Raw genomic sequence first — 13,069 nt, forward strand, 5'->3', positions numbered from 1 at the left:
CTCGACATTGCTACCGTCGAGCCATGCCGTTCGTCACCGACATCGCGGGCCCGCAGCGGCCCGTCGAGACGTGGCCGCCGTTGGTGGTCGGCGCACTGCGGCGGACCAGCACCATCGACACCCATCCCGATGGCGCTACTGGTTCCGATGCCGACCTGAGGGCGCGTGACGTCGCTGTTCGGCGCGGTGGGGTGGATGTGCTCGGCGAGATCGCCGTGCGCGCCCACCTGGTCGACCGCGCCATCGAGGAAATCGCGGCCGTTCCGGGTGACGGCCGGCTGCCTCGCCTCATCGGTAAGCGGGTAGGCCCAGGTTTCCGGTCCACGGTCGGTGAACTGCTGCCCGAGGAGGTCCGGCGATCCAGCTTGCTGCACCTGCTGCTCGACGACTGGGTGGGCGCGGCGCTGGTCTCCGGCTACGCGCTGCAGCACGCGAGCATCGTCGCGGGCATCGAGGAGAAGATGCCGCCCGGCACCGCCGATCGCATGGCCGGTATCTGCGCCGGTTTCGCACCGGACGCTTCGCTCGTGGGATACGCCCGACGCCTCGGGACCATTCCGTCGGTGCACGGACCGTCGGCCCCGCCGATCGACATCGACGGTATGCATGCCGTCGAACCGCTTCGCGCACACGGTATGCGGCGGCTGCGGCGGCTCGACCTGCTGGCGGTCGATCAGGGCGTGTCGCGCTTTGACGCGCACTTCCGCGACTCCCACGTCGACGGCGAGGGGGTCGAGACGGTCGTGCACGAATACACGCTCGCCGGAGCCCTCGACGTGGCGACGCGGACGATCACGTCCATCGGAGCCGACGTGCGCGTCCTGCCGTGGCAGGAGTGCCCCGGCGCCATCGGCAGCGCGCAACGGGTGCGTGGTATGCGACTGGCCGAGGTCCGCGACCGGGTCCGCGGCGAGTTCGTCGGCACCAGCACCTGCACCCACCTCAACGACACGCTGCGTGCGATCGGTGACCTCGACGCGCTGTTGGACCTGCGTTCAGGGCTCGATGACGTGTGACGGGTCGGGCCGCTTCTCCGGCGGCGCCTGGCTGTAGTCACCCCACGGGCCGTCGCGCTGCTCGACAGCGGTCCGCACACCCTGTGCCGCAGCGGTTTCGATGAAGGACAGCGCATCGGGGGTATTACGCATCAGCCCGTCGAGGATGCCGCCGAGTGTCTGGGTGGAGGCCAACCCCATGTTCTCGTAGGCCTGGTTGACGATCAGCTTCTGCGCCTGAAGTTGCGACAGTGGAATCGTGGCGAGCTTCGATGCGACCTCCCTGACGCGGGCCTCGAGGTTCTCGAACGGTACCGACTCGTTGATGAGTTCGACTGCGGCGGCCTGCTTTCCGGTCAGCGGCTCACCGGTCAACGAGTGCCACTTGACCTTCGCCAGGCTCAGCCGGTACAGCCACATGCCGGTCAGGTAGGCGCCCCACATGCGGGCGTACGGAGTGCCGATGACCGCGTCGTCGCTGGCGATCACGATGTCGGCGCACAGCGCGTAGTCGCTCGCGCCGCCCACACACCAGCCGTGCACCTGGGCGATCACCGGTTTGGACGCCCGCCAGATCGCCATGAACTTCTGCGTGGGGCCCGTTTGGCGGGCGCTGACCATGGCGAAGTCCTTGCCCGGATCCCAGCGGCCGTCGGTGTTCATCGCCTCGCCCCAGTGTGTGAAGCCGCCGCCGAAGTCGTAGCCGGCGGAGAACGCGCGACCGGCGCCGCGCAGCACGATCACCTTGATGGCGGGGTCGCGCTCGGCCAGTCCGATCGCCGTCTCGATCTCGTCGGGCATCGGCGGGACGATGGTGTTGAGGTGGTCGGGGCGGTTGAGCGTGATGGTGGCGACGGGTGGCTCGGCCGTGTAGAGCAGGGTCTCGAACTGCGCTGTTGTCGACATGGCTGAAGTTTGGCAGAGGAAGCGCCGGGGGCACGGCGGGTGAGCCAGTCCGCCCCGAACTTAGGCGTGCCTCCCCTCTGATCAGGCCGAGGTGCTATGTTCAGCCTCTCCTAACTTCGAGGTGCTAATGAACCGGTATCTTGCCTGGGCAACCCCGATCGCCGTGGTCGGCCTGATCTTGTCCGGATGCTCGAACGACAGCTCGTCCTCCGGCAATGACACGACGTCTGCCACCGAAACTGCGGCCGAAACGACGAACGCCGCTCCCGCAGTCGATCCCGCGGTCCTCGACAAAGTGGCCGCGGACTACAAGGCCTACGCGCAGAGCAACATCGACGAACTCCAGCGCGTGGTCAAGGTCTTCACCGATGCCGTGCGTGCCGGAGACCTGACGGCCGCGCAGGACGCCTATGCGCCGTCCCGTCAGCCGTGGGAACGCATCGAGCCGATCGCCGGCCTCGTCTCGGAGATCGACGGCAAGATCGACGCCCGCGTCGACGACTTCGCCGGCGCCGACGACCCGAAGTTCACCGGTTGGCACCGCCTCGAGTACCTGCTGTTCGAGAAGAACACCACCGAGGGCGGGGCGCCGTTCGCCGACCAACTCGACAAGGACGTCGCCGACCTGAAGGCTCGATTCCCGGCGGTCGAGGTGAAGCCGATCGACGTGTCCAACGGCGCGGCAGAGCTCGTCGAAGAAGTGTCCGAAGGAAAGATCACCGGCGAGGAGGACCGCTACTCCAAGACCGATCTCTGGGACTTCGACGCCAACCTCCAGGGCTCACGCGACGCTGTTAACACGCTGAGTCCCGCTCTGGTACAAGCCGATCCGGCCTTGCTGGGCAAGATCGAAGCAGGAGTCAACTCTGTGTTCGACACGATGCGGCCGTTGCGCCGCGGCGACGGCTGGGTGTTGTTCTGCACCGAGAACGACCCCTACCCGTCGCCGCGCTGCCCCGAGGTCACCGTGACACCGGACGTCATCGACAAGCTCAAGGCCGAACTCGCCGGGCTGTCGGAGAACCTGTCGCAGGTGTCGGGTGTGCTGAAACTCAAGTGAGACAAGGCCGCTCGGGTCTGTCGCGTCGGGGCTTCCTCACCGGCGCGCTGGGCACGGGTGCCGCGGTAGGTGCCGGTGCGGCCCTCGCCGGGTGCTCGAAGGATGCGCCGGAACCGTCGGCCGGGACGTTCGTTCCGTTCGAGGGTCCGCATCAGAGCGGAATCACCGCACTGCCCATTCCCGAACAGGGCCTGATCGCTTCGTTCAACGTGCTGTCGAAGGATCGCGACGGTCTCGAGCGCACCCTCCGGGAGCTCACCGATGAGATCCGCGGGCTGATGGCGGGCAGGCCGCCGGAAGTGCGCGACCCGGAGTACCCGCCCGTCGACTCCGGCATCCTCGGTGAACAGCCCCCCGCGGACAATCTGTCGGTCGTGGTGGGTGTCGGTGCGTCGCTGTTCGACGACCGGTTCGGGCTGGCCGAGCGCAGGCCCAGAGAACTGGTCACGATGCCGTTTCTGGCCAATGACCGGTTGGATCCCAAGCTGTCGCACGGTGATCTGTCGATCGTCATCGAAGCCGGACACAACGACACGGTCGTCTTCGCGCTGCGCCAGCTGATGCGCCGCACACGCCGCGATCTGGTGTTGCGGTGGATGGTCGACGGCTACGCCAGGGGCATCGGCGCCGGTCGGGCGTCGGAGGCGGCGACGCCGCGAAACCTGTTGGGCTTCAAGGACGGGACGGCCAACCTCGACGTCGACGACGGCGCTGTGATGGATCGTCACGTCTGGGTCGGCCCGCAGGACGGTGAGCCGGAGTGGGCGGTCGGCGGCTCGTACCAGGCGATCCGCATCATCCGGATGTTCGTCGAGTTCTGGGACCGCACCCAACTCGTCGAGCAGGAGGCGCTGATCGGGCGCAGCAAGGTCAGCGGCGCACCCCTCGGCTTGACCGGTGAGTTCACCGATCCCGACTATCCGAAAGATCCGGACGGCAAGCGAATTCCGCTGACGGCCCACATCCGGCTGGCGAACCCCCGAACGCCGGAGACGGAAGAGAACCTGATCCTGCGGCGGGGCTTCAACTACTCGCGCGGCTTCGACGGCGCGGGCCGACTCGATCAGGGTCTGGCCTTCATCGCCTACCAGCGCAGCCTGGAGAAGGGCTTCCTGACCGTGCAGCGTCGTCTCAAAGGGGAACCGCTCGAGGAGTACATCCTTCCGGTCGGCGGCGGCTTCTTCTTCATCCTGCCGGGGGTCGCCGGACCCGACCGGTTCCTCGGCGATCAGTTGTTCAGCTGAGCACCGACCACAGGAACTCGTAGATCAACGCCGAGCGGAAAGCGGTCTGCGCGTTGTCGGCCGCACCGGCGTGGCCGCCCTCGATGTTCTCGTAGTAGTGCACCGGATGGCCGGCACTCTCCAGTGCCGCCGTCATCTTGCGGGCGTGGCCCGGATGCACGCGGTCATCGCGAGTCGACGTGGTGATCAGCACCGGCGGATACCGCAGATTGGTCGAAATATTCTGATAAGGGGAATATTTGGAGATGAACGCCCAGTCGCCGGGATCATCGGGATCTCCGTACTCGGCCATCCACGAGGCACCGGCCAGCAGCAGATGGTACCGACGCATGTCGAGCAGCGGCACGCTGCACACCAGCGCGCCGAACAGCTCGGGGTATCGCGTCAGCATCACACCCATCAACAGGCCGCCGTTGCTGCCGCCCTGCGCTCCGAGCTGCTCGACGGTGGTGACGCCCCGTGCGACGAGATCACGTGCGACAGAGGCGAAGTCCTCGTAGACGAGATGACGGTTCTCCCGCATCGCCTGGGTGTGCCACGTGGGTCCGTACTCGCCGCCGCCGCGAATGTTCGCCAGTACATAGGTGCCACCGCGGCTCAGCCACAGCCGGCCCAGGACTCCGCTGTAGCTCGGTGTGTTGGCCACTTCGAAGCCGCCGTATCCGCTCAGGAGGGTGGGGCCGGGCGCCTGGTTGTGACGATGCGCGACAACGAAGTACGGGATCATGGTGCCGTCATCGGAGGCGACGAAGAACTGCTCGACCTCCAGATCGGCAGCGTCGAAAAACGAGGGCGCGCGTTTGACCTCGGTGACGGCGTCGCCGGCCACGCCCCACAGCAGCCGGGACGGGGTGTCGAAACCGCTGGAGTCGAGGAATATCTGGTCTCCGTATTCGTCGGCGTCGACCAGCACGGTGTTGGCGTTCGGCGGGATTCCGGGGATCTCCGCTCGCTCCCAGGTGCCCGGTGTCACGATCTCGACGTGGCTGACCACGTCGACGAGGGTGACCAGGATCAGGCGGTCGCGCGTCCACGCGTAGTCATCGAGGCTCGAGCGCTCGTCGGGCTCGAACACGATGGATAAATCCGTTGTGCCATCGAGAAAGTCGGCGTAATCGGCAGCCAGCAGAGAGCCGGCACGATACGTCGTCGACCCCACCGTCCAGACGGTGCGCGGCCGGATCAACAGCCACTCTCGGTGCACCGAGATCCCGGCGTCGGTGGGCACGTCGATGCGAACCAAGGAGTCGCCGCGCAACTCGTAGCGCTCGCGGTTGAAGAAGTCGAACGACCGCGTGATCAGCAACCGCTCGAAACCAGGTGTCGGGTCATAGCCGCAGCCCACGCTGACGTCACCGGCCTCTCCTTCGAACAGGGTCAGCGCATCGGCGAGCGGCTCCCCGCGCCGCCAGCGCTTCACGATGCGGGGGTAACCACTGTCGGTCAACGAGCCGGGTCCGAAGTCCGTGCCGACCAGCACGGTATCGCGGTCCTGCCAGGTGACGCTCGACTTGGCTTCCGGCAGAGCATACCCGTCAGCGACGAACTGCCTTGTAGTCAAGTCGAATTCGCGCACCACGGTGGCGTCCGCGCCGCCGCGGGACAGTTCGACGAGAGCCAGGGAGTAGTCGGGCTCGAGCACCTCGGCGCCGGCCCACACCCAGTTCTCGTCGTCTTCGTCGGCGATAGCGTCGACGTCGATCAGGACGTCCCAGTCCGGCAGTTCGGTGCGGTAGCTGTCCAGCGTCGTGCGCCGCCACAGACCGCGCGGGTGTTCCGCGTCGCGCCAGAAGTTGTACAGGTGATCACCTCGGCGACGCACGTAGGGGATGCGGGCGTCGGTGTCGAGCACCTCCAGCGCCTCGCGTCGCATCTGCTCGAACCGTTCCCCGCAGAAGCGCGCGATCGTCGGCTCGTTGTGCTTGCGCACCCAATTGAGCGCGTCGTCGCCGCTGACGTCCTCGAGCCACAGGAAGGGGTCTGCTCCGGTCTTCTCTTCGCGCAAGCGCTCATCGGTGCTGGTCTTCTCTTCGCGCAAGCGCTCATCGGAACTCACGGGAACCATTGTGGCGGCCGGGCGTAGTGTGAGCTCGGTTACACCGTTCGAGGGAGGTCAACGATGACTGTCTATGCCCGCCCGGGCGCTGCCGACGCGCTGATGTCGTTCGAGTCGCGCTACGGCAATTTCATCGGCGGAGACTGGAAGCCGCCTGCCTCCGGGGAGTACTTCGAGAACCCGACGCCGGTGACGGGCCAGGCGTTCTGCGAAGTGCCGCGATCCAACGAGGCCGATATCGAAACGGCCCTCGACGCCGCGCACGGGGCCGCTCCCGCGTGGGGCAAGACCCCGCCGGCGGAGCGCGCCGCCATCCTCAACAAGATCGCCGACCGCATCGAGGCCAACCTCGAGTCCCTGGCGCTCGCGGAGTCGTGGGACAACGGCAAGCCGATCCGCGAGACCCTCAACGCCGACCTGCCCCTGGCCGTCGACCACTTCCGCTATTTCGCCGGAGCGATCCGGGCGCAGGAGGGTTCGCTGTCCCAGATCGACGACGACACCGTGGCCTACCACTTCCACGAGCCGCTCGGCGTCGTCGGGCAGATCATCCCGTGGAACTTCCCGATCCTGATGGCGACGTGGAAGCTCGCCCCCGCATTGGCCGCCGGCAACGCCGTGGTACTCAAACCGGCCGAGCAGACGCCGGCCTCGATCCTGTATCTGATGAGCCTGATCGGCGATCTGCTGCCCGCCGGTGTGGTCAACGTGGTCAACGGATTCGGCTTCGAGGCGGGTAAGCCGCTGGCGTCGTCGAACCGCATCGCCAAGATCGCGTTCACCGGTGAAACCACCACCGGTCGGCTGATCATGCAGTACGCGTCGCAGAACCTGATCCCCGTCACGCTCGAACTCGGCGGCAAGAGCCCGAACATCTTCTTCTCCGACGTGATGGCACAGGCCGACGACTATCAGGACAAGGCGCTCGAAGGCTTCACGATGTTCGCCCTCAACCAGGGTGAGGTGTGCACATGCCCGTCGCGCAGCCTGATCCAGGCCGACATCTACGACGAGTTCCTGGAGTTGGCTGCGATCCGCACCAAGGCCGTGCGGCAGGGCGATCCGCTGGACACCGAGACGATGATCGGATCCCAAGCCTCGAACGATCAGCTCGAAAAGGTGTTGTCCTACATCGCGATCGGTAAGGACGAAGGCGCCCGCGTCGTCACCGGCGGTGAGCGCGCCGAACTGGGCGGCGACCTGTCCGGCGGGTACTACGTCCAGCCGACGATCTTCGAGGGCAACAACAAGATGCGGATCTTCCAGGAGGAGATCTTCGGGCCGGTCGTCGCGGTCGCCTCGTTCACCGATTACGACGACGCGATCGCCATCGCCAACGACACGCTCTACGGGTTGGGTGCCGGCGTGTGGAGTCGCGACGGCAACACCGCCTACCGCGCCGGTCGCGACATCAAGGCGGGCCGGGTGTGGACGAACTGCTACCACGCCTATCCGGCGCACGCGGCGTTCGGCGGCTACAAGCAGTCCGGCATCGGCCGCGAGAACCACAAGATGATGCTCGACCACTACCAGCAGACCAAGAATCTGCTGGTGTCCTACAGCAACAAGGCCCAGGGGTTCTTCTGACGAGCGCTTGCGCGAGGAAGCGACGATGATGACGAGCGCTCGCGCGAGGAAGCGACGATGATGACGAGCGCTTGCGCGAGGAAGCGACGATGATGACGAGCGCTCGCGCGAGGAAGCGACGATGATGACTGATCCCGCCGAGACTGAACTTGTGCACGAAGGTTCGCCGGAAAGTCGTGCAGAAGCTCAGAATCGGCCGCCGAAGCGGGCGGTGATCACCGCGGCCGCCGCCGACCTGCTGAGTCGCCTTCAGGACAAGCACGGCGCGCTGATGTTCCACCAGTCCGGCGGCTGCTGCGACGGGTCGTCGCCGATGTGCTACCCCGACGGGGAATTCCTCGTCGGCGACCGCGACGTGCTGCTCGCGGTCCTCGACGTCGGTGGCGGGGTGCCGGTGTGGATCTCCGGTCCGCAGTTCGACGCGTGGAAGCACACCCAACTCGTGATCGACGTCGTCCCGGGCCGCGGCGGGGGCTTCAGCGTCGAAGCCCCCGAAGGGGTGCGGTTCCTCAGCCGCGGGCGGGCATTCACCGACGCAGAGAACCGCTCGCTGGCCACGCAACCGCCGGTGACCGGCGCCGACTACGCCAGCGGCGCACGGCCCCCGGCGACGGGTTCGCATATCGTCGGTAACCCAATCGATGCGTGTCCGATACCTGACGCGCCGGGCGGGTGAGCGGGCCGAAGGTGCTGTCCGCGTAGCCTTTCAGGCGTGATACCCCTTCCGCGTGCATGGGTGCTGACCAGCGCGTTGCTGGTCGGGACTGCCGTGGGGCTGATCCTGGGCATCGCTGCGACCCTGGTGATCGACGCCCCCATCCGGCCCGACGTCGTCGTCGCGCTCGTCGTCGGCGTCCCCGGAGCGCTCGGCCTGCTGACGATCCTGGTCTCCGCCCGGCGCTGGGTGACGACGGTCGGAGCCTTCCTGCTCGCGATCGCGCCCGGGTGGTTCGGTGTGCTGGTGGCGATCCAGGCGGTGCACGGTGCCTGAGACAACCGACACGCTGCCCGGTGATCCGACGCAGCCCTACACGCCGACATTCCTCACGGGCGAGATCCAAGCGCTGGACGCGTCCGTCACAGAGCCGCCGTCGCAGCCGGTGCCCGTCCCGGCGCAACCGGTGGTGGTGCCCGGCAGCTACCAGTTCCTCAAGCGCTGGCTGTTCGCACTCGTCGTCGCCGGCGTCTGGCTGGTCTCGGCCGTGGCCGGCTGGGGTCTGTACCACTGGTGGTACCACTCGATCGACAAGACGGGGCCCCTCTTTGTGGTGCTGCTGTTCGTCGTGATCACGACGCTTGCGGGGCTGCTGCTCGCCATGGTGCCGGATCGGCCGGTGGTGTCGGCGCTTGCGGTCGCGCTGGTCTCGGCGCCGTTGGCGGCGGTGGCCGGCGCGGCGGTCCTGCACGGCCTCTACTACTGCGAATGGGTAAGTCGGTGTTTCGCGGGGGTGCTTCCTTACTAGGGTGGGGGCGTGACCCACTATGACGTCGTCGTTCTCGGAGCAGGCCCCGGCGGATATGTCGCGGCCATCCGTGCCGCGCAGCTCGGACTGAACACCGCCATCGTCGAACCCAAGTACTGGGGCGGCGTCTGCCTCAACGTCGGGTGCATCCCGTCCAAGGCGTTGCTGCGTAACGCGGAACTCGCACACATCTTCACCAAGGAGGCCAAGCAGTTCGGCATCAGCGGAGAGGCGACGTTCGACTACGGCGCCGCCTTCGACCGCAGCCGCAAGGTCGCCGACGGTCGCGTCGCCGGCGTGCATTATCTGATGAAGAAGAACAAGATCACCGAGATCCACGGCTACGGCAAATTCAAGGACGATCACACGCTCGAGGTCGACCTCAACGAGGGCGACACCGAGACCGTCGAGTTCGACAACATCATCATCGCCACCGGCAGTAGCACCCGCCTGGTACCGGACACGTCGCTGTCGGAGAACGTGGTCACCTACGAAGAACTCATCATGACGCGCGAACTGCCGTCGTCGATCGTCATCGCCGGCGCCGGTGCCATCGGCATGGAGTTCGGCTACGTGATGAAGAACTACGGCGTCGACGTCACAATCGTGGAGTTCCTGCCCCGCGCGCTGCCCAACGAGGACGCCGACGTCTCCAAGGAGATCGAGAAGCAGTTCAAGAAGCTGGGCGTCAAGGTGCTGACCGGAACCAAGGTCGAGTCGATCAAAGACAGCGGCGACGACGTGACCGTGTCCGTCAGCAAGGACGGCAAATCCGAGGACATCAAAGCCGAAAAGGTGCTGCAGGCAATTGGTTTCGCGCCTAACATCGAGGGCTACGGGCTGGACAACACCGGCGTCGGGATCACCGATCGCAAGGCGATCGGCATCGACGACTACATGCGCACCAGCGTGCCGCACATCTACGCGATCGGCGACGTCACGGGCAAGTTGCAGCTGGCGCACGTGGCCGAGGCGCAGGGCGTCATCGCCGCCGAAACCATCGCCGGCGCAGAGACTCTGCCGCTCGGGGACTACCGGATGCTGCCGCGCGCGACGTTCTGTCAGCCGCAGGTCGCCAGCTTCGGGCTCACCGAGGAGCAGGCCCGCGAAGAGGGTTACGACGTCAAGGTCGCCAAGTTCCCGTTCACGGCCAACGCCAAGGCCCACGGTGCCGGCGACCCCAGCGGTTTCGTCAAGCTCATCGCCGACGGCAAGTACGGAGAGTTGATCGGCGGCCACCTGATCGGCCACGACGTCTCCGAACTGCTTCCCGAACTGACGCTGGCCCAGAAGTGGGACCTCACCGCCACCGAACTGGCCCGCAACGTGCACACGCACCCGACCATGTCCGAAGCCCTGCAGGAGTGCTTCCACGGACTGCTCGGCCACATGATCAACTTCTGAGCCGGGGCCAACACAGCAACGTGGCTCAGACTTCCAGCACGGCGAGGGCGCTCTGGGTCGCCGGCATCGGCGGCTTGGTGATCGGCCATATTCTCTGGCTCGCCGGTATCTCGTTCGCCACCTCGACGTCCGACGTCAGCACCTGGGTGCTCGTGGTGGCCGCGGTGTCGTTTGTCGTGGGCGGCGCGGCTGGCTGGCTGGGTTGGCGCGCGTATCAACGCGGGAGCGAAGTGTGGGCGGCGTTCCTGTGCGCGCTGCCGGTCTCCCCGGTGCTGCTGTCGCTGATCGTGCTGGGGATCACGTACCTCTAGTCCGGAAAGTCCAGCGGCACTTTCAAAGTCGTGATCGTCGCGGCGAGCCCGTCGTATTGCGCTGCCAGCATGCAGAACTCGATCAGCTGCGGTTTGGTCAGATGCCGTGCCAGCACGGCCCACGTCTCGGGTGAGACGCCCCGGGTCACGACGAACTCGTCGGTGGCGGTGATCAACGCGCGCTGGCGGTCGGTCAGCCCTTCGGCGTCGGGACCCTCGAAGATCTTCTTCTGGACCTCTGGGCCGAGCCCCCGGGTACGGGCCAGGCGGCGGTGCTGCTGCAGTTCGTATTCGCAGTCCCGGAGATGCCCGACGCGCAGGATGACGGTCTCGGCGTCCTGCACCGACAGCTTGCTCAGCATGCCGAGCAGCACACCGCTGTAGGGCAGCCACGCCAAAAACAGAAGCCGGTGTTGGCCAAGCACATTGAAGAGGCTGAACCGGGGCGCCCGGATGGCACGGGCGCCGAGCTTGGCGATGGCCCAGTTCAGGGGGCCGAGTTCTTTGAATCCACCGGGTGCGATACGTGCCGACTCGGGTGCGCTCATCACAGCGAGTCTACGTGTCTAGGCCTGACGCACCAGGTAGGGCGAGACGGTGCTGCGGTGCTCGTCGATGTCGAGCGGACGGCCGAGGGCGGGGAAAGCGCGCTGTGGGCAGTTGTCGCGCTCGCAGACCCGGCAACCGGCGCCGATCGGCGTCGCCACCTCCCCGGACAGGTCGAGCCCCTCCGAGTACACCAGCCGGTGCCCATGCCGTAGCTCGCAGCCCAGGCCGATTGCGAACGTCTTACCCGGCTGGCCGTAGCGCTGCGCGCGCCGCTCGACGGTGCGGGCCACCCACAGATAATTGCGCCCGTCAGGCATCTGCGCGACCTGCACCAGGATCTTGCCGGGGTTGGCGAACGTCTCGTAGACGTTCCACAGCGGGCAGGTGCCGCCGCTGGAGGAGAAGTGAAAACCCGTGGCGGACTGGCGCTTTGACATGTTGCCCGCCCGGTCGACACGGACGAAGGACAGCGGCACACCGCGCATCGACGGCCGCTGCAGGGTCGAAAGCCGGTGGGCGACCGTCTCGTAGCTGACGGAGTAGAACGCCGAAAGCCGCTCGACGTCGTAGCGGAAATTCTCCGCGACATCGTGAAACTGGTTGTACGGCAACACCATTGCGGCGGCGAAGTAGTTGGCCAAGCCCATCCGCGCCAAGCGCGTCGACTCCTCGCTGGTAAACTTGCCTTCGTCGACGAGCTTGTCGATGAGAGCGCCGAACTCGAGATACGCCAGTTCGGCGGCCATCTTGAAAACGGTCTGGCCCGACGAGAGATGGTTGTTGAGCACCAGCGTTTTGGTCTCGGGGTCGTAGCGGTGCAGTACCGACTCGCCGAGGTCCATGCGCTCGGTGATGCGCACGCCGTGCACCATCGTCAACCGGTCCGACAGCTGACGCACCAACTCCGAGCGGTGCATCCGCATGCGGATGGTGAGGTCTTCGGCAGCGGTGTCGAGTTCGTGCAGGTAGTTCTGCCGTTGGTAAAAGTAGTCGCGCACCTCCTCGTGAGGCATGGTGATCGCCCCGGACCCCGAACTGAAGCCGCCGCCGGCGGCGAACCTGTCCTCCGTGGCCGCCGCCAGCCGGGTGGTGGTCAGCTGGTAACGGCGGTGCAGGTTGACCATCGCGCGCGCGAGATTGGGGTGCGCGGCCACCATGTCCGCGATCTCGGCCAGGTCGACGTCGATGTCGAGATCACGGTCGAGGGTGACCTCGCGGAGCTCCGCGACCAGACGAGTGTCGTCCTCCGAGGCGAAGAACGTCGCGTCGACCCCGAACACCTCGGTGATACGCAGCAGGACGGCCACGGTCAGCGGCCGCACATCGTGCTCGATCTGGTTGAGATAGCTCGGTGAGATGTCGAGCATCTGCGCGAGCCCCGCCTGGCTGAACCCGCGTTCGCTGCGAAGCTGCCGCACCCGCGAGCCGACAAACGTTTTCGCCACGTCAATCAGCGTAGCAACGCTGCGAATATGGCTTCGCATTGTTGGCAGA

At 66.4% G+C, this 13,069-nt stretch carries 13 protein-coding genes; 9 read left to right on the forward strand and 4 right to left on the reverse strand.

Going from position 1 to position 13,069, the window contains the following annotated elements; all coding sequences use genetic code 11:
* Positions 1-23: 23 nt before the first annotated feature.
* Positions 24-1,016: a DUF2889 domain-containing protein gene (locus AU193_RS18080; RefSeq protein ID WP_064423742.1), complete on the forward strand. Its 993-nt coding sequence runs from the start codon at positions 24-26 to the stop codon at positions 1,014-1,016.
* Here AU193_RS18080 and AU193_RS18085 read toward each other — a convergent pair.
* A complete protein-coding gene (locus AU193_RS18085) occupies positions 996-1,901 on the reverse strand; it encodes a crotonase/enoyl-CoA hydratase family protein (protein WP_064423743.1) in 906 nt (301 codons plus the stop codon). The genes AU193_RS18080 and AU193_RS18085 overlap by 21 nt on opposite strands.
* A 127-nt stretch (positions 1,902-2,028) precedes the next feature.
* Here AU193_RS18085 and AU193_RS18090 point away from each other — a divergent pair, with 127 nt between their 5' ends.
* Positions 2,029-2,961: an EfeM/EfeO family lipoprotein gene (locus AU193_RS18090; RefSeq protein WP_064423744.1), complete on the forward strand. Its 933-nt coding sequence runs from the start codon at positions 2,029-2,031 to the stop codon at positions 2,959-2,961.
* Positions 2,958-4,205 (forward strand): Dyp-type peroxidase, encoded by a 1,248-nt coding sequence (locus tag AU193_RS18095; protein ID WP_064423745.1) that lies wholly within the window; start codon positions 2,958-2,960, stop codon positions 4,203-4,205. Before AU193_RS18090 ends, AU193_RS18095 begins: the two co-directional genes overlap by 4 nt.
* On the opposite strand, the gene AU193_RS18100 is transcribed toward AU193_RS18095, so the two are convergent.
* On the reverse strand, positions 4,198-6,210 hold the full coding sequence (locus tag AU193_RS18100) for a prolyl oligopeptidase family protein (RefSeq protein WP_064423861.1): 2,013 nt from the start codon (positions 6,208-6,210) through the stop codon (positions 4,198-4,200). The genes AU193_RS18095 and AU193_RS18100 overlap by 8 nt on opposite strands.
* 114 nt (positions 6,211-6,324) lie before the next feature.
* Between AU193_RS18100 and adh the strand changes: the two genes are divergently transcribed.
* The 6 genes from adh to AU193_RS18130 all read left to right on the forward strand — a co-directional run bounded on the left by adh (position 6,325) and on the right by AU193_RS18130 (position 11,026).
* Positions 6,325-7,848 carry an aldehyde dehydrogenase gene (gene adh, locus AU193_RS18105; RefSeq protein WP_064423746.1) on the forward strand — a complete coding sequence of 508 codons (1,524 nt, stop codon included), beginning with the start codon at positions 6,325-6,327 and terminating at the stop codon, positions 7,846-7,848.
* Between the two features lie 121 nt (positions 7,849-7,969).
* The gene (locus AU193_RS18110) at positions 7,970-8,524 is read left to right on the forward strand and encodes a DUF779 domain-containing protein (RefSeq protein ID WP_253867925.1); all 555 of its coding nucleotides are present in this window, start codon (positions 7,970-7,972) and stop codon (positions 8,522-8,524) included.
* Positions 8,525-8,560: 36 nt separating this feature from the next.
* Positions 8,561-8,839 carry a putative holin gene (locus AU193_RS18115; protein ID WP_064423747.1) on the forward strand — a complete coding sequence of 93 codons (279 nt, stop codon included), beginning with the start codon at positions 8,561-8,563 and terminating at the stop codon, positions 8,837-8,839.
* A complete protein-coding gene (locus tag AU193_RS18120) occupies positions 8,832-9,311 on the forward strand; it encodes a hypothetical protein (protein ID WP_064423748.1) in 480 nt (159 codons plus the stop codon). The genes AU193_RS18115 and AU193_RS18120 overlap by 8 nt, the downstream gene beginning before the upstream one ends.
* 9 nt (positions 9,312-9,320) lie before the next feature.
* Positions 9,321-10,715, forward strand: coding sequence for a dihydrolipoyl dehydrogenase (gene lpdA, locus AU193_RS18125; protein WP_064423749.1), 1,395 nt, complete (start codon positions 9,321-9,323; stop codon positions 10,713-10,715).
* 20 nt (positions 10,716-10,735) lie between these two features.
* Complete coding sequence (locus AU193_RS18130) at positions 10,736-11,026, forward strand: hypothetical protein (RefSeq protein WP_064423750.1); 291 nt, start codon at positions 10,736-10,738, stop codon at positions 11,024-11,026.
* On the opposite strand, the gene AU193_RS18135 is transcribed toward AU193_RS18130, so the two are convergent.
* Positions 11,023-11,574 carry a carboxymuconolactone decarboxylase family protein gene (locus AU193_RS18135; protein ID WP_064423751.1) on the reverse strand — a complete coding sequence of 184 codons (552 nt, stop codon included), beginning with the start codon at positions 11,572-11,574 and terminating at the stop codon, positions 11,023-11,025. The two genes, AU193_RS18130 and AU193_RS18135, sit on opposite strands and share 4 nt — an antisense overlap.
* 18 nt (positions 11,575-11,592) lie before the next feature.
* Positions 11,593-13,020: an acetate metabolism transcriptional regulator RamB gene (ramB, locus tag AU193_RS18140; protein WP_064423752.1), complete on the reverse strand. Its 1,428-nt coding sequence runs from the start codon at positions 13,018-13,020 to the stop codon at positions 11,593-11,595.
* Positions 13,021-13,069: the final 49 nt, after the last annotated feature.

The sequence above is a fragment of the Mycobacterium sp. GA-1285 genome, from assembly GCF_001499905.1.
Lineage (GTDB): Bacteria > Actinomycetota > Actinomycetes > Mycobacteriales > Mycobacteriaceae > Mycobacterium.

Excerpts from the sequence above, each read along its gene's own strand:
- AU193_RS18080 (WP_064423742.1), top strand. The coding sequence starts at position 24 with ATGCCGTTCGTCACCGACATCGCGGGCCCGCAGCGGCCCGTCGAGACG.
- AU193_RS18085 (WP_064423743.1), bottom strand. The coding sequence starts at position 1,901 with ATGTCGACAACAGCGCAGTTCGAGACCCTGCTCTACACGGCCGAGCCA.
- AU193_RS18090 (WP_064423744.1), top strand. The coding sequence starts at position 2,029 with ATGAACCGGTATCTTGCCTGGGCAACCCCGATCGCCGTGGTCGGCCTG.
- adh (WP_064423746.1), top strand. The coding sequence starts at position 6,325 with ATGACTGTCTATGCCCGCCCGGGCGCTGCCGACGCGCTGATGTCGTTC.
- AU193_RS18110 (WP_253867925.1), top strand. The coding sequence starts at position 7,970 with ATGATGACTGATCCCGCCGAGACTGAACTTGTGCACGAAGGTTCGCCG.
- AU193_RS18135 (WP_064423751.1), bottom strand. The coding sequence starts at position 11,574 with ATGAGCGCACCCGAGTCGGCACGTATCGCACCCGGTGGATTCAAAGAA.